Source organism: Hymenobacter persicinus, from assembly GCF_004167665.1.
GTDB classification, from domain to species: domain Bacteria; phylum Bacteroidota; class Bacteroidia; order Cytophagales; family Hymenobacteraceae; genus Hymenobacter; species Hymenobacter persicinus.
In genome coordinates, this window is record NZ_SEWE01000054.1 from 1 (window position 1) to 20,040 (window position 20,040).

General features: G+C 61.5%; 19 protein-coding genes and 1 pseudogene. 15 read left to right on the forward strand and 5 right to left on the reverse strand.

Features of this window, described 5'->3' with window-relative positions:
- Positions 1–321 (forward strand): annotated as a pseudogene (locus EWM57_RS18305) (GTPase ObgE); the annotation flags it as partial.
- On the opposite strand, the gene EWM57_RS18310 reads toward EWM57_RS18305, so the two are convergent.
- Positions 322–618, reverse strand: a complete 297-nt coding sequence (locus EWM57_RS18310; RefSeq protein WP_129922741.1) for a hypothetical protein — start codon at positions 616–618, stop codon at positions 322–324.
- A gap of 182 nt (positions 619–800) precedes the next feature.
- Here EWM57_RS18310 and EWM57_RS18315 point away from each other — a divergent pair, with 182 nt between their 5' ends.
- From EWM57_RS18315 to EWM57_RS18360, 10 genes are all read left to right on the forward strand, one after another.
- Positions 801–1,382 carry a nucleotide exchange factor GrpE gene (locus EWM57_RS18315; protein WP_129922743.1) on the forward strand — a complete coding sequence of 194 codons (582 nt, stop codon included), beginning with the start codon at positions 801–803 and terminating at the stop codon, positions 1,380–1,382.
- Positions 1,383–1,498: 116 nt separating this feature from the next.
- Entirely contained in the window at positions 1,499–2,641 is a 1,143-nt protein-coding gene (dnaJ, locus tag EWM57_RS18320) for a molecular chaperone DnaJ (RefSeq protein ID WP_129922745.1), read from the forward strand.
- A 246-nt stretch (positions 2,642–2,887) separates the two neighbouring features.
- Positions 2,888–3,394 (forward strand): RNA polymerase sigma factor, encoded by a 507-nt coding sequence (locus tag EWM57_RS18325; protein WP_129922747.1) that lies wholly within the window; start codon positions 2,888–2,890, stop codon positions 3,392–3,394.
- Positions 3,394–4,014, forward strand: coding sequence for a hypothetical protein (locus tag EWM57_RS18330; protein WP_129922749.1), 621 nt, complete (start codon positions 3,394–3,396; stop codon positions 4,012–4,014). Before EWM57_RS18325 ends, EWM57_RS18330 begins: the two co-directional genes overlap by 1 nt.
- A 130-nt stretch (positions 4,015–4,144) precedes the next feature.
- On the forward strand, positions 4,145–5,089 hold the full coding sequence (locus EWM57_RS18335; protein WP_129922751.1) for an ABC transporter ATP-binding protein: 945 nt from the start codon (positions 4,145–4,147) through the stop codon (positions 5,087–5,089).
- A gap of 6 nt (positions 5,090–5,095) precedes the next feature.
- A complete protein-coding gene (locus EWM57_RS18340; protein ID WP_129922753.1) occupies positions 5,096–6,460 on the forward strand; it encodes an ABC transporter permease in 1,365 nt (454 codons plus the stop codon).
- Positions 6,461–6,569: 109 nt separating this feature from the next.
- The gene (locus EWM57_RS18345) at positions 6,570–7,445 is read left to right on the forward strand and encodes a ChaN family lipoprotein (protein ID WP_129922755.1); all 876 of its coding nucleotides are present in this window, start codon (positions 6,570–6,572) and stop codon (positions 7,443–7,445) included.
- A gap of 23 nt (positions 7,446–7,468) precedes the next feature.
- Entirely contained in the window at positions 7,469–8,104 is a 636-nt protein-coding gene (locus EWM57_RS18350; protein WP_129922757.1) for a hypothetical protein, read from the forward strand.
- Between the two features lie 257 nt (positions 8,105–8,361).
- A complete protein-coding gene (locus tag EWM57_RS18355) occupies positions 8,362–8,799 on the forward strand; it encodes a GNAT family N-acetyltransferase (protein WP_129922759.1) in 438 nt (145 codons plus the stop codon).
- Between the two features lie 43 nt (positions 8,800–8,842).
- Positions 8,843–9,688 (forward strand): DUF4261 domain-containing protein, encoded by an 846-nt coding sequence (locus tag EWM57_RS18360; RefSeq protein WP_129922761.1) that lies wholly within the window; start codon positions 8,843–8,845, stop codon positions 9,686–9,688.
- Positions 9,689–9,764: 76 nt separating this feature from the next.
- Here EWM57_RS18360 and EWM57_RS18365 read toward each other — a convergent pair whose 3' ends face one another.
- Positions 9,765–10,118: a HesB/IscA family protein gene (locus EWM57_RS18365; protein WP_129922763.1), complete on the reverse strand. Its 354-nt coding sequence runs from the start codon at positions 10,116–10,118 to the stop codon at positions 9,765–9,767.
- A gap of 152 nt (positions 10,119–10,270) precedes the next feature.
- Between EWM57_RS18365 and EWM57_RS18370 the strand changes: the two genes are divergently transcribed.
- Positions 10,271–10,807, forward strand: coding sequence for a DUF7935 family protein (locus tag EWM57_RS18370; RefSeq protein ID WP_129922765.1), 537 nt, complete (start codon positions 10,271–10,273; stop codon positions 10,805–10,807).
- A gap of 149 nt (positions 10,808–10,956) precedes the next feature.
- Here EWM57_RS18370 and bshA read toward each other — a convergent pair whose 3' ends face one another.
- Both bshA and EWM57_RS18380 read right to left on the reverse strand, forming a co-directional pair.
- On the reverse strand, positions 10,957–12,093 hold the full coding sequence (bshA, locus tag EWM57_RS18375; protein WP_129922767.1) for an N-acetyl-alpha-D-glucosaminyl L-malate synthase BshA: 1,137 nt from the start codon (positions 12,091–12,093) through the stop codon (positions 10,957–10,959).
- Between the two features lie 141 nt (positions 12,094–12,234).
- A complete protein-coding gene (locus EWM57_RS18380; protein WP_242510138.1) occupies positions 12,235–15,150 on the reverse strand; it encodes a glycoside hydrolase family 3 N-terminal domain-containing protein in 2,916 nt (971 codons plus the stop codon).
- 324 nt (positions 15,151–15,474) lie between these two features.
- Between EWM57_RS18380 and mutL the strand changes: the two genes are divergently transcribed.
- From mutL to EWM57_RS18395, 3 genes are all read left to right on the forward strand, one after another.
- On the forward strand, positions 15,475–17,442 hold the full coding sequence (gene mutL, locus EWM57_RS18385; protein WP_129922771.1) for a DNA mismatch repair endonuclease MutL: 1,968 nt from the start codon (positions 15,475–15,477) through the stop codon (positions 17,440–17,442).
- 88 nt (positions 17,443–17,530) lie between these two features.
- Complete coding sequence (locus EWM57_RS18390; RefSeq protein ID WP_129922773.1) at positions 17,531–18,316, forward strand: rhomboid family intramembrane serine protease; 786 nt, start codon at positions 17,531–17,533, stop codon at positions 18,314–18,316.
- A gap of 11 nt (positions 18,317–18,327) precedes the next feature.
- A complete protein-coding gene (locus EWM57_RS18395) occupies positions 18,328–19,221 on the forward strand; it encodes a rhomboid family intramembrane serine protease (protein WP_129922775.1) in 894 nt (297 codons plus the stop codon).
- A gap of 57 nt (positions 19,222–19,278) precedes the next feature.
- Here EWM57_RS18395 and EWM57_RS18400 read toward each other — a convergent pair whose 3' ends face one another.
- Complete coding sequence (locus EWM57_RS18400; protein ID WP_129922777.1) at positions 19,279–19,989, reverse strand: DNA alkylation repair protein; 711 nt, start codon at positions 19,987–19,989, stop codon at positions 19,279–19,281.
- Positions 19,990–20,040 lie beyond the last annotated feature (51 nt).

The window sequence follows — 20,040 nt, forward strand, 5'->3', positions numbered from 1 at the left end:
GGGCGCGGGCTCGGAATTCGTTTCCTGAAGCACATTGAGCGTAACTCCATCCTGCTGTTCATGATTTCGGTGGACTCCAACGACATTGCCGCCGAGTACGAAATCCTGCTCGGCGAGCTGCGGCAGTTCAACCCCGAGCTGCTCGAAAAGCGTCGTCTGCTGGCCATCACCAAGTCCGACCTCATCGACGATGAACTGGAAGCCGAGATGCGCGCCACCCTACCCACGGACCTGCCCACCATCTTCATTTCCAGCCTCACCAACAAGAATATTCAGCCGCTCAAGGACATGATCTGGCAGGCGCTGAATGCCAAGGAGTAGTTATTCCACCAATAGCTGGTTCTGATGATTGAGTTGAGTAAGGCGAACTTGGCCCGAATTCTCTGTCCAACCTAATACTGTAGCTTCAATTCGTGCCCCAATAGGAAAATCGTTAGGGTAATGTTGGTAGTTGAGGTTCGGTATGTGAACTATCTCCAAGAGAGCTAGCACATCATCTGGGAAGCCATCTAGTTGCACAAAAACACCAAACTGGGGAGTGATAGTTACCGTACCGCTGACGTTTGTGCCGCAGGGATAAGCTTGAGCAAGCTGCTCACGAGCAAGTTGGGTAGTCATTGGTCACGTGTATTAATGTTCAGCAAGGTAGGGCTTGCGCTGTTCTGCTGAACTAACTGTCTTTCCTGTGAAGTTTCCGTGCCAAACTGACAGCCAAGCGCGCTTTGGCAAACTCCTTGCGCCCGACCGGTAGCCCAACGGCAACTCCCGTGAAAAACCCATTCCGACGAATATTTACGAAAATGGCTGAAGATACCAACCTGCCTCAGGACGACAATCTGTCCGCTGACCCGAGCCACGTGGCTGGCGAATTGCCCGAAGAGCCCAACGCACCCGACCTGGGCACGCCCGAGGGCCTCGACGGTGGTGCCCCCAAAGCGGAGGGCTCCAAAACCGACGCCGAGCTGGCTGAGCTCAAGGACAAATACCTGCGCCTGGCCGCCGAGTTCGACAACTACAAGCGCCGCACCACCAAGGAGCGCGCCGACTTGTTCAAAACCGCCAATCAGGAACTGATGGTGGCCCTGCTGCCCGTGCTCGACGATTTTGAGCGCGCCCGCAACGCCACCGCCACCGCCGATGCCGACGCCGTGCGTGAAAGCATCGACATTATTCAGGGCAAACTGAACAAAACGCTGCAGCAGAAAGGTTTGACTCCCATGAACGCCAAGGGCGGTGACTTCGATGCCGACCTGCACGAGGCCATCACCCAGATTCCCGCCCCCTCCGACGACCTGAAAGGCAAAATCGTGGACGAGGTGGAAAAGGGTTACTACCTCGGCGACAAAGTAATCCGGCACGCCAAGGTGGTGCTGGGCCAGTAAAACAGAACGTCATGCTGAGCGCAGTCGAAGCATCTCTACCGCAGTGGTAATTACCGTTGCAACGAAGCGGTAGAGATGCTTCGACAAGTTCAGCATGACAGTCAGTAACTATACAGATGGCAACGAAGCGAGATTATTACGAGGTGTTGGGCGTGGCCAAAACCGCGTCGGGCGACGAAATCAAGAAGGCCTACCGCAAGGTGGCCATCAAGTTTCACCCCGATAAAAACCCCGACGACCCGACGGCCGAAGACAAGTTCAAGGAAGCCGCCGAAGCCTACGAGGTGCTGTCGAGCGAAGATAAGCGCGCCCGCTACGACCGGTTCGGCCACCAGGGCATGGGCGGCAACGGCGGCGGGGCTCCGAACATGGAGGACATCTTCTCCCAGTTCGGCGACATCTTCGGCGGCGGCGGCTTCGAGGGCTTCTTCGGCGGCCAGGGCCGCGGCCAAGGCGGCCGGCGCGTCAAGAAAGGCTCCAACCTGCGCATTAAGCTTAAGCTCGACCTAGAGGAAGTAGCCAACGGCGTCGAGAAGAAAATCAAGGTGAAGCGCTACGTGGCCTGCCAGCCCTGCTCGGGTACCGGCGCCAAAAACGGCACCGACCTGAAGGAATGCGGCACCTGCCACGGTCAGGGCCAAGTGAAGCGGGTGGTGAATACGATGCTGGGCCAGATGGTCAGCGCCTCGACCTGCCCGACCTGTAACGGCGAGGGCAAAATCGTGAGCAGCAAGTGCGACGTCTGCCACGGCGAAGGTCGCCAGCTCCACGAGGAGGTTATCCCGATCAACATTCCCGCCGGCGTGGCCGAGGGCATGCAGCTGAGCATGAACGGCAAAGGCAACTACCCCGAGCGGGGCGGCGTGCCCGGCGACCTGCTCATCCAGATTGAGGAGGAGCCCCACGAGCTGCTCAAGCGCGACGGCAACAACATCATGTTCGAGCAGTACATTTCGTTTGTCGACGCCGCCCTGGGCGCCAGCATCGAAGTGCCCACCATCGAGGGCAAGGTGAAAATCAAGGTTGACCCCGGCACCCAGCCCGGCAAGATCCTGCGCCTGCGCGGCAAGGGCATCAAGGACCTCAACGGCTACGGCCGCGGCGACCAGCTCATCCACCTCAGCGTCTGGACGCCCAAAAACGTGAACAGCGAGGAGCGGGAGCTGCTCGAAAAGCTGCGCAACGCTCAGAACTTTACGCCCAACCCCGGCAAAAACGAGAAGGGCTTCTTTGAGAAAGTGAAGGAGTACTTCCAGTAAAAACGCTCAACCACGGACTCTCTCGGATTTCGTGAGCAAGTGCACAGCCCGCCTTCCCAAATGGGAAGGCGGGCTTTTTTGTGCCGGTTTTGGGAGCATATTTCTCGGAGTTAGGAAAATATGCTCCCAAACCAGTGAGCGGGAAACGGAGCGGCTTGGGGTAGGGGAGGCAGTGCGAAAAAAACTTGGCCGAGCCTGTAATGCCGTGCGGGGCGCGCCGATATATTGGGGGAACTTGCCTCTGCCATGAGCCCCGCCGCCGCCGCCCCCGATTTTCTAGCCGTTGTCAATGCGAACCAGGGGCTGCTGCACCGCGTGTGCCGGCTGTACTGCTCCGACGCCGACGACCGCCAGGACCTCTACCAGGAAATCGTGCTCCAGCTCTGGCGGGCCTGGCCCCAATACCGGCCCGGGGCGGCCAAGGTGAGCACCTGGTTGTACCGGGTAGGGCTGAACGTGGCCATCAGCAGCCTGCGTCAGCGCACCCGCCACCCGGCGCCCGAGCGGTTGGGCCCCGAGCTGCCCGACCTGGCCCCGCCGCCTGAGCCCGGGCCCGACGCCGACGACCTGGCCGAGTTGCAGAGCGCCATCAGCCGGCTTTCCGACGTGGAAAAGGCCTTCGTGCTGCTTTACCTGGAAGAGCGCACCTACGAGGAAATGGCCGACATTCTCGGCATCACCCAGAACCACGTGCGGGTGAAGATGCACCGCGTGCAGGACAAGCTCCGCCACCTTTTAACCCAGCCCGCCTGATGGACCTCCACGACTTTCGCCGGCAGTGGCAACAGCAGCCCACACCGGCTGGCTGCGCCGCCGATGAAGCTGCCCTGCGCGCCTTGCTTACCGAGTCCCCAACCAGCCCCGTGACCCGGATGCTGCGCAACGCCCGGCACGAGATTATCTGGACCATAATAACCGTGGGGCTTACCTTGGCCGGACTGCTGTTCGTCGGGCTACCCTGGATCCGGCCGCTGGGCGTGCTGCTGCTCACCTCCGCGGTGCTGATGGGCTACTACTATTACCACAAGCTGCGGGCGCTGAGCCGTCTGGGCACAACGGATGGCCCCCTGCGCGGGCAGGTAGCCCGGCAGCTGCGGACGCTGCGGCGCCTGCTGCGGCTTTACTACCGGCTTACCATGGCCACGCTTGTCGTTATGGGAAGCTTCCTGCTGTTTTCAGCTTACACCCACCTGCCTCACCTGTTCCGCGGCGATGCCCGCACCCTCTGGCAGCAAAGCCTCTGGCTGGCGCTGACGGCCCTCGTCACGGGGCTGCTGGTGCACTGGCTTACCCGCTACCATTTGCAGCACCAGTACGGCCGCCACCTCGACCGGCTCGAAGGCGTTCTGCGCGAACTGGAAGAAACGCAGTAGCCCGCATCACTCGCCTTTCAGCCGGGATTTTCAACCGGTCAGCGCCCTAATTCCCCGGTTGGGGAAGATTTACGCCGCTGGTTTATCTCGTTCCAGTAATATTACGCCCACGACCAACCCCTCTCTTTCCATGCCTCCCATTCTGCAAGCCATCGACGTGCACAAGGCCTACGCCGCCCACGTCGCCCTCAACGGCGTGAGCCTCGACATCCCGGAGGGCAGCATCTTCGGGCTGCTCGGCCCCAACGGCGCCGGCAAAACGTCCCTGATCCGCATTATCACCCAGATTACGGGCGCCGACTCCGGCGAAATTCGTTTCCGCGGCGAGCGGCTCAACCCCTCGCACATCGGCCACATCGGCTACCTGCCCGAGGAGCGGGGGCTTTACAAAAAGATGAAAGTGGGGGAGCAGCTGCTCTACCTGGCCCAGCTCAAGGGCCTCACCAAAGCCGACGCCACCCAGCGCATCAAGGGTTGGATTGACCGCCTCGACCTGCGCCCCTGGGTAAATAAAAACGTGGAAGACCTCAGCAAGGGCATGCAGCAGAAGGTACAGTTCATTGCCACCGTCCTGCACGAGCCCAGCCTGATTATCCTCGACGAGCCGTTTTCGGGCTTCGACCCCATCAACGCCAACCTGATCAAGGACGAAATTCTGGAGCTGCGCAACCGCGGGGCCACCATCATCTTCTCCACCCACCGCATGGAATCGGTGGAGGAGCTCTGCGACAACATTGCCCTGATTAACCGCTCCCGCAAGGTGCTCGACGGCTCGGTGCGCGACATCAAGGACGCTTTCAAAACCCAGACCTACGAGGTGGAAGGCAAGGGCCGGCTGATGGTCATTCACCCCGACTTCGAGGTGCTCGAGCACAAGGAGCGCGAAAACGGCCACTTCTACAACCGGATTCGCCTGCACCACGGCACCACGCCCAACGATTTGCTGCGCTACCTGATTGGTAACGTGGAGGTGCACGCCTTCCGGGAGCAGATTCCCAGCATCAACGACATCTTCATTCGCCGGGTGCAGGAAACGATGCCCGAAACTCTCGAAACCGCCAACGCCCTGCTCTAACCTCCCATGGACAAAATCTGGCTTATCATTCAGCGCGAATACCTCACGCGGGTTCGTAAGAAAAGCTTCCTGGTTATTTCCCTACTGGCCCCGCTCTTGCTGGCCGGCACCACCCTGGGCATCGCCAAGCTCAACGCGCCCTCGGCCCCCGACGAGGTAGCCGTTTACGACGCCAGCGGCCTCGATCTGCTCAGCCACCTCGTGGCCACCGACGAAGTTCGCTTCGTGCCCGCCGTGGGCGCCACCCCGGCCCAGGCCACCGCGGCCTTTCAGAAAGCCCGGCCCAAGCAGGCCGCCCTGCTCGTGTTTCCGGCCGGCTTCACCGTCGATGCCAGCCAGGGCGTGCAGCTGCAGGCCAACGGCAACGTGAGCCTCAACCGCCAGCTCAACATCCGCAAGGCCGTCAACAAGGCCGTCGGCGACTTGAAGCTGACCCGCTCGGGCCTCACCCGCGAAACCATCGACAACCTCAAGGCCGACGTGGAGCTGTCGGCCGTAAACCTCTCCCAGCAGGGCGGCAGCAAAAACAGCGTGGGCGCCACCACCGCCGCGGCCTACGTGCTGTCGATTCTGGTCTACATGTTCATCTTCATCTACGGCGTGCAGGTGATGCGCGGGGTAGCCGAGGAAAAGTCGAACCGCATCATGGAAGTGATGATGTCGTCGGTGAAGCCCTTCCAGCTCATGATGGGCAAGATTCTGGGCATTGCCGCCGTGGTGCTCACCCAGTTCAGCATTTGGCTGATTCTATCCTACACCATCACCACGGTGGTGGCTCCCATGCTGATGAAGCCCGCTAAGGCGCCCGTGGCTACCACGGCTGCCGCCAAAGCTCCCGCTGCGGCCAGCGCTGCCACCGCCACTACTGCCGACGAGGCCCCGGCCCTGAAGGCCCCGCAGCCGGGCACATCGCCCAACATCTGGAGCGTGCTCGACGGCCTGCCCATCGGCAGCATCCTCGGCGGTTTCCTGTTCTTCTTCCTCGGGGGCTACCTGCTCTACTCGTCCCTGTTTGCCGCCATCGGCGCCGCCGTCGACGACCAGACCGACGCCCAGCAGTTTATGTTTCCGGTCACAATTCCGCTTATTCTGAGCTACATCGTGAGCATCAACGTCATCATCAACGGCGACCCCAACGGCCCGCTGGCCTTCTGGCTGTCGATGATTCCGTTCACGTCGCCCATTGCCATGGTCATGCGCCTGCCCTTCGGCGTGCCCACCTGGCAGCTGCTGCTCTCGGCAGCCATTCTGGTGGGCGGCTTCCTGTTCACGACCTGGGTGGCCAGCCGCATCTACCGCGTGGGCGTGCTCATGTACGGCAAGAAAGTAACCTACGCCGAACTGTCGCGCTGGATGTTCTACAAGGGATAGACAAGCTCCGAACCCGCTCCGAAAGCCCCGGCGTCGGTAAGATGCCGGGGCTTTCTATTTTTACGCCCGGGCTTCGTGTCCACACCAGATGCTGCTGCCCCCGCCTGCCATGCTCAACAAACTCCTGCTGCTGCCCCTGTTGCTGCTGTTGCTCGGCTTCCGCGCCGACGACCGGCCGGCCTACCGCCTCTTCACGGCCGCGGGCAAGGCCGTCAGCTACGACAAAATGCTCAACGCCCTGGCCGGGGCCGACGTGGTGTTTTTCGGCGAGCAGCACAACGACCCCTTGGCCCACTGGCTCGAGCTGCAGCTCACCAAAGACCTGCTGCGCCGCCGCCAGGGCCAGCTGGTGCTGGGGCTGGAAATGTTTGAGCGCGACGTGCAGCCCCTGGTGGATGCCTACACCACCGGGGAGCTCAACGATGCCGACTTCGCGGCCCAAAGCCGCCCCTGGCCCAATTACGCCACCGACTACCGGCCCCTGCTCCAACTGGCCCGCCAGCAGAAATTTCGGGTAGTGGGCACCAACGTGCCCCGGCGCTACGCCGCGCTGGTGGGCAAAAATGGCCTTGCCGCCCTCGACACGCTCTCAGCCCCGACCAAAGCCTGGCTGGTACCTTTGCCGCTGAAGGTGGATTATGAGCTGCCGGGCTACAAGAACATGGTCACGATGTTCGGCTCCGACGCGGCCCACGCGGCCGGGGTGCGCAACATCATCCAGGCTCAGGCCCTGAAAGACGCCACCATGGCCTACTTCCTCAACCAGGCCCGCCCCGAAGGCCACCTGCTGCTCCACCTCAACGGTGCCTACCACTCCGACAACCACGACGGCATCCTGGCTTACCTGCGCCAGCAAAACCCCAACCTGCGCGTGCTCACCATCAGCACCGTGAGCCAGGAGCAAATCGGTACATTAGACCAGGACCACCGCCAGAAAGCCGATTTCGTCCTGGCCGTACCCGCCGACATGACCAAGACGTATTAAGCAGCAACCCGCTCACAAATCCTATGCTTTCCACCCAAGACCTCACCGCCCTGCCCGCCGAGCTAGACCTGCAACGCATCTGCAAGGCCCTGGCCGTCCTCGATGCCATTATTTCGCCCGAGGAAGAATACCGCTACCACACCTACGACGCCCACTGGGGCGAAGGGGAGGAGGTCTTCGAGATGAACGACGGCGAGGGTGACCAGATGCTGGTCTTGTTTGCGCCCGAGGGGGCCGTCATCAACGGCTACGCCGACGGCCTGGAGGAGGCCGACAAGTCCCAGCTCACCCACGGCCTGCCCCAGCCGTTTCACGAGTTCATCTTCGGGGAGCCGGTCAATTCCATCGGCACCACGTTCTGCCTCTGGACCATTGACAACGAGCCCTGGCAGCTCGGCAAGGGTGCCACCGACGACGGCTCCGACGAGCTGCTCTACATTCTCGACGGCCACCCGCGCACCTACATCGACTGGGCCCAGGAGTACTTCGAGGAAGACCGGTTCCCCAAGGACGGCCTGCCCCTGGGCCCCGTCACCCAGCTGTACTACGGCGAAACTCTGACCAAGCCCATGGTGCAGGCCCTGGTGACGCACGTGGCCGACTGGGAAGCCCTGCGCCGCGACCTGGACGAAATCAACTACCCCTACGACTTCGACTAGCGGCCCCGCCCCGGTTGCTCGCGGTCTGGACTCAGCCTCTCGCGGTGCAGTCCCGATGGTTCGCGGTCTGGATTCAGTATCTCGCGGCCAAGTCCCAACGGCTCGGGGCCTCGCCCCGGTGGTTCGCGGTGGCGCCGCAACCGTTCGCGGTGGCGCCCCAACGGTTCGCGGCCTGGATTCAGCTGTTCGCGGTATGGTCACCCCAAAAGCCCGCAAAAAAACTGGTTTAGCCCTGTTTTTAGAGTTACTTCCCCATCATGCTCTACCGCGAAGCCCTCGTCGCCGATATTCCCCAGCTCATGGAAGTGCGCGTGGCCGTGCGCGAAAACCGCCTGTCTGACCCCGCCCGAGTGCCCTACGAGGCTTACGTGGACTACCTCACCCGCCGCGGCCGGGGCTGGCTGGCCGAAGACGCCGCCGGCCGCGTCGCGGGCTTTGCCATTGCCGATGTGCAGGACCACAGTATCTGGGCCCTGTTCGTCCACCCCGACTACGAAGGCCAGGGCCTCGGCTCCGCCCTCCACGACCGGATGCTGAGCTGGTACTTCCGGCAAACCCCGCACCCCGTCTGGCTCAGCACCGCCCCCGGCACCCGCGCCGAAGCCTTCTACCGCCACCAGGGCTGGCAGGAAACGGGCCGGACGAAAAGCGGAGAAGTGCGATTTGAGCGGTCGGGGTGGGTGAGAAGCAGTTAATTTACCAGTTGATAAAAGACCCTGTAGTTAAGAAACAGTACCAATGGGCATTTTTGATTTCCTCAAAAAGAAGAATCAGGTTCCGCCGCCGGAAGAGGAGTGGGGTAACTATCCACAAATGTTGACAGCCAAACTGCTGTTTGAAAACGCGCCGGTATTTGACCGTCAAAGTATTCTTGAAGAGCTGAAGAAGGTCTTTACCGAAGTGGATAATCCCAGCCCGCAGCTCTTTTTCTTCCCTGAAATCAGAGTAGAGCTTGCTGACAAAGTCATTCCAGCACAGTGCACCATTTTTTTTCCAGATGCTGGCAAAGTAGAGGCTGTGGTAAGCCCGGAGTCCTTTCAACAAAACTGGCACTGGTCGGAAGCCACTAAGGCTGCTGTCGCCTGCCGATACGAAGTGCTTTTGTCCGACTTCATGACGCGGCAGTTGGATTATAAGTCCCGGCTGATGCTGTTCATGAATTTCTTGACGGCAGTGACCAAGGCCATGAATCCGCAGGTGGTTTATGCACTCGGAGCGCAGAAGCTTATTGCTCCGGCAGATTTGGTGGATTCCTGGGAGAATAGCGAAAAGCGCGCCCTGCATGGCTTGGTCAATGTGCGGCTTTTCAATGTCAGCAACGGAGTGGAAGGCGAGACAATTCTTGACACAGTCGGCCTGTACTTGCTAGGGCTACCCGATTTTCAGATTCGTTTTACCCACCTAGATGAAAGTGAAGTCGGTCAGCTCCTCTGGAACTACGCCTATTACACGTATGAGCAGGGAGACGTGATTACCGATGGGAGTACTATCCAAGGGCTGACTCCGGGTTCAAAGTGGAAATGCGAGCGGCAGGAGTCTCTTGTTGCCCCTGAACGGATGGTAATAAATATTCAGCCTGTTTAAAGCAGTTTACTACCTCAAACGCAAAAAGCCCCGACCATTCAAGGCCGGGGCTTTTGTATAAATCAAGGCTAACTGCTTACGCCGAAAACGACGTGCCGCAGCCGCAGGTACTCTTGGCCTGGGGGTTGTTGAAGACGAAGCCGCGGGCGTTGAGGCCGTCCTGGAAGTCGACTTCCATGCCCAGCACGTACATGGCGTGCTTCTTATCCATGATCAGCTTCAGGCCGTCGAGGTCGTAGACCTCGTCGTTGTCCTTGGCCTTGTCGAAGCCGAGCAGGTAGCTCATGCCCGAGCAGCCGCCGCCCTGCACGCCGATGCGCAGGCCGTAGTCCTGGGGCACTTTCTTGTCTTCGATGATATTTTTTACCTCAACCAAAGCCCCCGGCGTGAGGGTGATGGGAGCAGTCTTAGTTGAAACGGCCGTTGCCATAGTGCGTTCGGAGTTAGAAGAGTAGGCGCAAAGATACGAAGCCCCGGCAATACCCCGTTGACTTCGATGCTATACAACATCAGGCGCGGGCATCCGGTTCAGAGAATATTTCCCGACCTTGCCCCGCGCTACCAAGCCCGTTTACCCCCTCTATGGACACCACCGCGTACGTCTTCGATCTGCTCAAAATCATTCTGCCGGCGCTTATCGTCGCCGGCTCCATTTTCTACTTGATCCAGCAATACCTGGACAAGGAGCAGCAGCGCCGCCTGATTGAGCTGCGCCTGCAAAGCTCCAAGGAAACCTTGCCCCTGCGCTTGCAGGCCTACGAGCGGGTGACGCTGCTGCTGGAGCGTATCACACCTAACAACCTGCTCGTGCGCCTGAACAGCTCGGGGCAGACGGCGCCCGAGTTTCACCGCCTGCTCGTGTCCGAAATCCGGGCTGAGTACGAGCACAACCTCAGCCAGCAGCTCTACATGAGCCCCGAGGTCTGGGACCAGGTGAAGCAGGCCAAGGAAAATATCCTGACCATGATCAATAAGGCTTACCACGGCTTGCCCACGCCCCAGCAGGCCCGGGGCACCGAGTTGGCCAAGCGCATCCTCGAGACCCTGATGACCGACGAAGCCGACCCCACGGCCCGCGCCCTGAACGCCATCAAGCGCGAAGCCACCGGGCTGTTTTAGGTTCGTTTTTGGTGATTCTTTTTTGGTTCTTTGGAGTGGAAAACCGAACGCAAAACCCCGCTCAACGCGTTGAGCGGGGTTTTCTGTGTGGCTAAATTCCGAACGGCCGTTTGCGGCCAAAAACCAAAAACCACCAACCAAAAACCACCCTACGCCGTGGCCAGCACCGCGTCGATGGCGCGCTGGTAGCAGGCCTCGTAGCGGGGCAGGATCTTGCCGACTTCGAACTCCTCGGCCCGGGCCCGGGCGGCTTCCTTGAAGCGGGGCAGGTTGTCGTCTTCAAGTACGAAGAGCGAATTCTTAACCATGTCGGCTACGTCGCCGATTTCGCTGATCATGCCCGTCACGCCGTGCAGATTCAGCTCCGGGATGCCACCGGCGTTGGTGCTTATAACCGGCACTTCGCAGGCCATGGCTTCCAGGGCGGCCAGGCCGAAGCTTTCCTTTTCGGAAGGCATCAAAAACAGGTCGGCAATGCTGAGCACTTCCTCCACGGCCTCGAGCTTGCCCAGAAAGCGGATATCGTCGCAGAAACCGATATCGCGGCAGAGCTTCTCGATGCGGGGCCGGTCAGGCCCGTCGCCGACCAGCAGCAGCTTGGCCGGAATCTGCCGGCGCACCCCGGCGAAGATGTTGACCACGTCGTCGACGCGCTTGACGGAGCGGAAGTTGGAGGTGTGCACCAGCAGCTTCTCGCCGTTGGGGGCAATGGCGGCCTTGAAGTGGCCCTTGTTCTGCTTTTTGAAGCGCTCCAGGTTGATAAAGTTGGGAATCACCTCGATGTCCTTCTCGATGGCGAAGTACTCGTAGGTTTCCTTGCGCAGATCCGCCGATACGGCCGTCACGCCGTCGCTCTGGTTGATGCTGAACGTGACGACGGGCTCGTAGCTGGCGTCCTTGCCCACGAGGGTGATGTCGGTGCCGTGCAGGGTGGTGATGACCGGGATGCTGATGCCCTTGGTGCGCAGAATCTGCTTGGCCATGTAAGCGGCCGAGGCGTGGGGAATGGCATAGTGCACGTGCAGCACGTCGAGCTTCTCGTTCTGCACGATGTCAACCATCTTCGAGGCCAGGGCGAGCTCGTAGGGCGGAAACTGGAACAGCGGGTAGGGCGGAATGTAGACCTCGTGGTAGAACAGGTTCTCGTTGAAGAAGTCGAGGCGCACGGGCTGGCTGTAGGTGATGAAGTGCACGCGGTGCCCTTTTAGGGCCAGGGCTTTGCCCAGCTCGGTGGCTACCACGCCGGAGCCGCCGAAAGTAGGGTAACAGACAATTCCGATGTTCATGGCAGTGGGGTGGGCGAGGGGCACGGGGAGGAGAGAGAAGGAAAAGGGGGAAAACGAAAATTGGCGGCCGGCATTCCCGAAGGAATGCCCAGCCGCCAATTAGTGCCGGTCAGAAAGCTGAAGAAGCGTTACAGCAACAAATCATGACTTGACCAGAGACTTGTAAATGACGTCGTGGATGCGGGTGCGGATGTTGTACTGACGCAGCTTGTTGTTGCCGCCGTCGGGGTACACCCGATTGGAAAGAAAGATGTAGAGGATTTTGTTTTCGGGGTCCATCCACACGCAGGTGCCGGTGAAGCCCGTGTGCCCAAAGGTACTGGCCGGCGACAAATTCGACGTCGGGCCCTCGGGCTTCTCGGGGTTGCCGTGATCCCAGCCCAGCCCGCGCCGGTTGCCGGCCGACTGCGCCCGGGCAAACTCAGTCACTACCGGCGTCTGGAAGTAGCGCTGCCCACCGTAGCGGCCGTTTTGCAAATCCATCTGCATCAGCACCGCCAGGTCGTTGGCATTGGCAAAGAGCCCCGCGTGCCCGGCCACGCCCCCCAGCAAAGCCGCGGTTTGGTCGTGCACGGTACCCTGAATCTGGGCCTTGCGGAAGTAGGTGTCGTTTTCGGTGGGCGCCACGCAGGCCTTGGGGAAGCGCTCCAGCGGGTTGTAGGTCATCGAAGCCAGGCCCAGCGGCGCGTAGAAAGTCTTCTGCAGAAACTCGTCGATAGGCTGGTCGAGCAGCTTTTCGCTCATGCGCTTCAGAATCATGAAGCTCAGGTCGCTGTACTCGACCGGGTACTTACCCTTGATCTTGGGAAGCATGCTGCTGCGCACAATCCAGGTCCAGACCGAGTCGTTCACGGCCTTGGTGCTGAACGTGCCGGGTACGACCTCGTTGGGATACTCCTCGGAGCGGGTGCTGGCGTAGAAAGCGGGCTTGAGGCCGGTTTTGGTTACGGTCCGCTCCCAGGTTGGGATGCCGGGCTTGAGGCCGGCCTGGTGCAGCAGCACGTCGCGCACGGTCATGTCCTTCTTGTTGGACGTGCGCAGCTCGGGCAGGTAGTCGGCCACCTTGGCGTCGAGGTTGAGCTTGCCCTGGTCCTTAAGGTACATCACGGCCTGGAGCGTGCCGGCCACCTTCGTCACCGAGGCCAAGTCGTACAGCGTGGAGGTTTCCACCGGGCGCGACTTGTCGTAGGTGCAGTAGCCGTAGCTCTTGTCAAATACCACGGCGCCGTCCTTGGCCACCAACACCTGGCAGCCCGGCGCCGCCGCGTAGGCCACCGACTCCAGGGCACTGTTGTCGATCTGGGCCAGAATTTTCGAGTCCAGACCCTCGCTTTCCGGCGTGGCGTAGCGCAGGCGGTGGAAGTCCGGCGTGGGCAGGCCCAGGCCCGCCTTCAGATCGGCCGACACCGTGACGGGCAGCTGCCCCTTGGCCGGCAGGGCACCGAACAGCACCTGCGGCACCACCAGCTGGGAAGCGTAGTTGTCCTCGTAACCGCAGACCAGCGTGCGGGCGTCTTCCAGGTATTTCAGCGCGTAGGCGTTGCCCATGGCCACGACCACCGTCTTGAGCTTGGGGTTGGCCTGGAGCTGCTTGATAAACTTCAGGGCGCCGTCGCCGAGACCGTAGTTGTGGGTCGGCGTGTTATTCATGCCGTGCAGGCTCACTACCACCACGTTGTAGGGCGCCAGGCGGCCCGCAATCCGGGTGAAGGTCGAGTCCGGGGCGTAGCGGTTGGCCACCGAGTACACGGGGCCACCCTGGTATTTGTTCATGATGGTGGCGAAGGTGCCGCCGGCTTCCGTGCCCACCGTCACGGAGGCAATGCGCAGCGTATCGAGGCGGTGGAAGGGCAGAATGTCGTCCTGGTTTTTCACCACCGTCACGGCGTGCTCATAAATCTGCTGCTGCACCGTGCGGCTCTGGGGCCGGCTCAGGTTGGCCGCCAGGTTGGGCACATCGATGGGCTGGTAGCGGTTCAGGCCGGCCCAGAACTTAGCCCGCAGGATCTTGCGCACCCGGTTGTCAACGTCTTCCTGGGCAATCTTGCCCGCCGCCACGGCTTCGCGGATGCGCTGCAAACCCAGGGGCACATCTTCCGAAAACAGCAGCACGTCGTTGCCGGCCAGCAGAGCCAGCGCGTCCAGCTCCCCGGGCTTGTAGAGGTTCGTGACGCTCTTCATGTTCAGCGCATCGGTGAAAACCAGCCCCTTGTAGGCCATTTTCTCCTTGAGCAACCCCGTTACCAGGTTCTTGGAGATGGTAGCCGACACGGACCGCACGGTATCGAACAGGGGCATGTAGAGGTGGCCTACCATCACGCCCATCACGCCAGCCTCAAAGGACTTCTGAAACGGGTACAGATCCACGTTGGTCAGGCGGGCCAGGTCGGAGTTGATAACCGGCAAGGCCACGTGGGAATCGGTGTCGGTGTCGCCGTGGCCGGGAAAGTGCTTCACTACGGCCATAATGCCATGGTCCTGCAGCCCGCGGATGTAGGATACGCCCCGGCGGGCTACCTGCTCCTTGTTTTCCCCGAACGAGCGGTTGCCGATAACCGGGTTGTCAGGATTGGAGTTGACGTCGATAACGGGAGAGAAGCTCACGTGCACGCCGAGCGTTTTGAGCTTGAGGGCAATTTCGCGGCCCATCTGGTACACGTACTGCTCGTCGTCCATGGCGCCGAGCGTCATCTGCTTGGCGAAGTGCATGCTGGAGTCGAGGCGCATATCCAGGCCCCATTCGGCGTCCATGGCAATCAGCAGCGGCACCTTGGCCTCGGCCTGGTAGCGGTTGGTCAGAATGGCCTGGCGCTTGGGGCCGCCCTGCAGAAACATCAACCCGCCCACGCCATAGGTGCGCACGAGCTCATCCATGCGTTGGACGTGCTTTTTATCCTTGTTGGAATAGGCCGCCACCATAAACAGCTGACCCAGGCGCTGGTCGGGGGTCAGGGAGCTGAACACGCTGTCGACCCAGGTCTGCTCGGCCAACGACATCGGCCGGCTGCCCAGGTCCCGGGGCGCCGCCGACGTGATGATCAGACCTGTAACGGCCAAAAGGAGCAGTAAAAGTCTAATCCGAAAATCCTTGAGCATCGGCTCTCTTGGTAGCGTCGTAAAGTTGAATGAGAGCGGAAATAGCCCTACTTTTGTGTCCCCCGAGAGGAGGTTTTTCAGCCCGGGAGCGGCCTGTTTTGCTGGCCTTCAGCCCCCTGCTTTCTCACCTCCTAACGTGCCGGATTGGAATTTCGTCCGGCACTGCGCACACTAAAGTTGGCCGCAAACTTACGGATAAATTCCTGAGGCGGTGCTCTGTTAGGGAGCGAAAGGTCAATTTTAGCGCGGCTAACCTCTTCATACTCAACTTCAGTTCAGTGGCCGATGGCGGATGTAATTCAGTTGCTGCCCGAGTATCTGGCCAATCAGATTGCCGCGGGCGAGGTGGTGCAGCGCCCGGCGTCGGTAGTGAAGGAGCTACTCGAAAACGCCGTGGACGCGGGCGCCACCCAAGTTCAGCTTATCGTCAAGGACGCGGGCAAACAGCTCGTGCAAATCGTCGATAACGGCTCGGGCATGAGCCCCACCGACGCGCGCATGAGTCTGGAGCGACACGCCACGAGCAAGATTCGTTCCACCGAGGATTTGTTCCGCATCCGCACCCTGGGCTTCCGCGGCGAGGCCCTGGCCTCCATTGCGGCCGTGGCCCAGGTGGAGCTGCGCACCAAAACCCGGGACCAAGACACGGGCACGCTGCTGCTTATTGAGGGCTCCCAGGTGATGAGTCAGCAGCCCGTGGCCTGCCCCGACGGCACTAGCATTGCTGTCAAGAACTTGTTCTACAACGTGCCGGCTCGACGCAACTTTTTGAAAACCAACGCGGTGGAAATGCGCCACATCCTGGACGAGTTCCAGCACGTGGCCCTGGCCAACCCGCAGATTGCGTTTTCGCTCTACCAAAACGACCTCGAAGTCTTCAACCTGCCCGCCGGCCGCCTCAGCCAGCGCATCGTGGCCCTGCTCGGCAACGGCTACAAGGAGCAGCTGGCGGCCTGCGAGGAAGTCACGCCCTTTATCACCGTCAAGGGCTTTATCGGCAAGCCGGAGTCGGCCAAGAAGAGTAGGGGCGACCAGTTTTTCTTCGTCAACAACCGCTTTATCCGCTCGGCCTACCTCAACCACGCCGTGCTGGCCGCCTATGAAGGCCTCTTGCCCCGCGACACGCACCCGTTCTACGTGCTGTTTTTGGAGCTGGACCCCAAGGCCATCGACATCAACGTGCACCCCACCAAGACGGAAATCAAGTTCGAGGACGAGAAAACCGTGTACGCCATCGTGCGGGCCGCCGTGAAGCAGAGTCTGGGCATTCACAACATGGCGCCCTCGCTGGACTTTGAGGGCGACGTGAACTTTGCGCCCATTCAGCCCCTGCGGTCCACGCCGGGCAGCAACTCCTTCGCCGACGACTACCGCCCCGACGCGCTGGCTTCGGCCGCGGCCCGCGCCGCCGCCCCCAAGGGCAAGGACGACCAGCACCCGCGCCAGGCTTCGGCCGACCGCGCCGCGCCGGCCCGGCCCACCGAGCAGGCCAAGCGGGAGCTGGAGGATTTCTACCGCTCCCTGGGCCAAACCGTGGTGCCGGATCTGCCGGCCGGCCCGGTCCGGGTGCCGGACTTCGGCGACGCGCCCGCGGCCCCGGCGGCTCCGACGGTGCCCGCTGCGGACCCGGTGCCGGCTCCTGCAGCGCCCGAACTGCCCCTGCGCGAAACGGCCGGCGGCCCCGGCAACCGGGTGGTGCAGGTCAATCAGCAGTACCTGCTGGTGCCGGTGAAGTCGGGCGTGATGCTGATTGACCAGGTGGCGGCCCGGGAAAGGATTCTCTACGAGCAGTACGCCCAAAGCCTGGAGCGGGAAACGGCCGGCGCCCAGACGCTGCTGTTTCCGCGCACGGTCACCTTCTCGCCCCAGGACTTCGCCGTGCTGCGCGAAGTAGCCGACGACCTGCACGCGCTGGGCTTCCGCTTCTCCGAATTCGGGCCCAACACCATTGCCGTGGAAGGCCTGCCCGCCGACGTGCCTAACCGCCACGAAAAGGAGCTGCTCGAAGGCCTGATTGAGCAGTTTCGGACCCACGCCGGCCCCGTCCGCCTCGACCGGCGCGAGAAGGTGGCCCGGGCCCTGGCCCGCCGCGTGGCCGGCAGCAGCGACAACGCCCGCCTCTCCGACCAGGAAATGGCAGCCCTCGTCGACCGGCTCTTTGCCTGCGCCGTGCCCAGCTACACCCCCGACGGCCGCCGCACGCTGGTGCTGCTGGAGCTGGGGCAGCTGCAGGAATTTTTCCGCAAACCCTAGCGCCCGGGCGGAGTTTGCGTACTAACGGCGGCGGCTTCGGTCGCGGCTTCCCTCACGCGGACTCCCGATTCGCGCTACCTTGCATTCCATGTTCAATCTGACTCCCACGGTTCGGACGCTGCTCTTTATTAACATCGGCGTCTTTCTGCTGCAAACCCAACTGGCCAGCCGGATGAATTTCCTGGCCCTATACCCCGTGGGCTCGGACTACTTCCAGCCCTGGCAGTTCGTGACCTACATGTTTATGCACGGCGGCATCGGCCACATCTTCTCCAACATGTTCGGCCTGATTTCCTTCGGCCCTTTGCTGGAGCAGCGCTGGGGCGGCAATCGGTTTCTGACCTTCTGGCTGGTGTGCGGCATTGGGGCAGGGGTGCTGTATTCGGGGGTGCGCTACTACGAGATTAACCGCATGCGCCAGGATATCGAGGCGTTTCGGCAAAGCCCGACGGACGTAAACCTGCTCGACTTTGTGGAGCACAACATGGCCGAATATAAAGACGCCTTCACGCCGGTGGTGCAGCAGCTGCACAAAACCCCCGACGACCAGCAGCTGATACAGGGGGCGCTGACTTCCATTCAGGATATGTACGCCAGCAGTCTGAATTCGCCCATGCTGGGGGCTTCGGGGGCGTTGTTCGGGGTGCTGTTCGCCTTTGCCTACCTGTTTCCGAACACCGAGCTGATGCTGCTCTTCTTCCCCTTTCCTATCAAGGCCAAGTACTTCGTGGCGCTTTACGCGCTGTATGAGCTCTACAGCGGCGTACACCGGACGCCGGGCGACAATGTGGCGCACTTCGCCCACCTGGGCGGAATGTTGATTGGGTTTGTTCTGTTGAAAATCTGGGAGCGAGGCCGCGCCCGTTTCTACTGAGTTTCTGCCGCATGAGTATTGTAAACGATATCCGCACCGCCTTCAGCCGCCGCGACAACGCCCTGAACCAGCTGCTGCTGCTCAACGTCCTGGTGTTTGTGGGCTTTATTCTGCTGCGCACGGCGCTGTTTCTGGCCACCCAGGACCGCAACGCCCACCTGCCCATTCTGGAGTGGCTGGCCGTGCCCTCGGTGCCGCGCACCCTGCTCACCCGCCCCTGGACGCTGCTGACCTACAGCTTCATCCACTTCGATTTCTTCCACATCCTGTTCAACCTGCTGAACCTGTACTGGTTTGGCTCCCTGGTGCGCGAATATCTCGGCGACCGGCGCCTGGTGAGCCTCTACGTGCTCGGGGCGCTGGTCGGGGCGGCCTTCTACGTGCTGGCCTTTAACTTTATTCCCGCCTTCCGGGCCGCGCCGGCCATTCTCTACGGGGCCTCGGCCAGCGTGATGGCCATCATCGTGGCCGCCGCCACGCTGCTGCCCGACTACACGTTTAGCATCATCCTGATCGGGCCGGTGCGCATCAAGTACATTGCGGCCGTGGTCGTGCTGGTGTCCATTGCGGGCATCAACGGCGGTAATCCGGGCGGCGAAATTGCCCACCTTGGGGGCGCGCTGCTGGGCTTTGTCTTCATTAAGCAGCTCCACGCCGGCCACGACCTGGGCCGGCCCGTGCAGGCCATCGGCGACTGGATCGGCAACCTGCTCTCGGGGCGCCCCAACCTGCGCGTAACCCACCGCAGCCGGGCCGCCGAGGCACCCAACGCCGCCCGCAAAAGCGCCTCCATCAAACCCGAACAGGAAGAAATCGATGGCATCCTAGACAAGATTTCCCGCTCCGGCTACGAGAGTCTGTCGAAGGAGGAAAAGCAGAAGCTGTTTAAAGCCAGCCAAAAATAGGTGGGCGCAATAGCCCGGAGAAAAGGCCCACTGGATTCGTCCGGTGGGCCTTTTTCTTTACCGTTGCATATGTAGTTGCCGCCGGGCCGGGGGCAGCCGCTCAATGGCGTAGCGCAGGGCCGTACGGGGCATTCGGGCGCGGTGGTCGTGCAAGAATTCTTCCAGGGCTTCTTCGTTGCGCTTGCCTACCTCGCGCAGCATCCAGCCCACGGCCTTGTGAATCAGGTCGTGGGAGTGGGGCAGCAGCTGCTCGGCCAGCGCGAGCGTGTCGGCAAACTGTCCTTTGCGGATAAAGGCCAGCGTGGCAACCATGGCCATCCGCTGGCTCCACAGGTGGGGCTCGGCGGCCAGCTCGGCCAGCCGGCTACGGTCGGACTGCGACAGTAGATAGCCGCCCACGATGTGCGGGGCAGTGATGTCGACCAAGTCCCAGTTGTTGATAAAGGTCCGGTTGGCTAAGTACCGCTCGTAAATGGCGCGCCGGTCGGCCGGGCCGGCTTTGGCAAACTGCAGCGTCCAGATAATCAGCCCGACGGAGCGCACCTCGTGCCAGGGGCTTTGCACCAGCTTTTCTACCTCCGCCACGGGCAGCTGCCGGAATTGCCGGGCCACAAGGCGCTGCTGGGGCATGGTCAGGCCCAGAAACTGGTCGCCTTCGCCGTATTCACCGGGACCCGTCTTGAAAAACGTAGCCAGCAGTTCCGCCCGTTCCGGCTGGGCCAGGGCGTGAAGAGCAGCTTGAGCGGCGGTGGCAGTGAGAGTAGGCATGTCCAGGAGTGTTGAGCCAAAATAGCCACAAATAAAAAGGGCCGCCCTGCT

Coding starts and splice junctions, on each gene's coding strand:
- EWM57_RS18310 (WP_129922741.1), bottom strand. CDS start 618: ATGACTACCCAACTTGCTCGTGAGCAGCTTGCTCAAGCTTATCCCTGC.
- EWM57_RS18315 (WP_129922743.1), top strand. CDS start 801: ATGGCTGAAGATACCAACCTGCCTCAGGACGACAATCTGTCCGCTGAC.
- dnaJ (WP_129922745.1), top strand. CDS start 1,499: ATGGCAACGAAGCGAGATTATTACGAGGTGTTGGGCGTGGCCAAAACC.
- EWM57_RS18325 (WP_129922747.1), top strand. CDS start 2,888: ATGAGCCCCGCCGCCGCCGCCCCCGATTTTCTAGCCGTTGTCAATGCG.
- EWM57_RS18330 (WP_129922749.1), top strand. CDS start 3,394: ATGGACCTCCACGACTTTCGCCGGCAGTGGCAACAGCAGCCCACACCG.
- EWM57_RS18335 (WP_129922751.1), top strand. CDS start 4,145: ATGCCTCCCATTCTGCAAGCCATCGACGTGCACAAGGCCTACGCCGCC.
- EWM57_RS18340 (WP_129922753.1), top strand. CDS start 5,096: ATGGACAAAATCTGGCTTATCATTCAGCGCGAATACCTCACGCGGGTT.
- EWM57_RS18345 (WP_129922755.1), top strand. CDS start 6,570: ATGCTCAACAAACTCCTGCTGCTGCCCCTGTTGCTGCTGTTGCTCGGC.
- EWM57_RS18350 (WP_129922757.1), top strand. CDS start 7,469: ATGCTTTCCACCCAAGACCTCACCGCCCTGCCCGCCGAGCTAGACCTG.
- EWM57_RS18355 (WP_129922759.1), top strand. CDS start 8,362: ATGCTCTACCGCGAAGCCCTCGTCGCCGATATTCCCCAGCTCATGGAA.
- EWM57_RS18360 (WP_129922761.1), top strand. CDS start 8,843: ATGGGCATTTTTGATTTCCTCAAAAAGAAGAATCAGGTTCCGCCGCCG.
- EWM57_RS18365 (WP_129922763.1), bottom strand. CDS start 10,118: ATGGCAACGGCCGTTTCAACTAAGACTGCTCCCATCACCCTCACGCCG.
- EWM57_RS18370 (WP_129922765.1), top strand. CDS start 10,271: ATGGACACCACCGCGTACGTCTTCGATCTGCTCAAAATCATTCTGCCG.
- bshA (WP_129922767.1), bottom strand. CDS start 12,093: ATGAACATCGGAATTGTCTGTTACCCTACTTTCGGCGGCTCCGGCGTG.
- mutL (WP_129922771.1), top strand. CDS start 15,475: ATGGCGGATGTAATTCAGTTGCTGCCCGAGTATCTGGCCAATCAGATT.
- EWM57_RS18390 (WP_129922773.1), top strand. CDS start 17,531: ATGTTCAATCTGACTCCCACGGTTCGGACGCTGCTCTTTATTAACATC.
- EWM57_RS18395 (WP_129922775.1), top strand. CDS start 18,328: ATGAGTATTGTAAACGATATCCGCACCGCCTTCAGCCGCCGCGACAAC.
- EWM57_RS18400 (WP_129922777.1), bottom strand. CDS start 19,989: ATGCCTACTCTCACTGCCACCGCCGCTCAAGCTGCTCTTCACGCCCTG.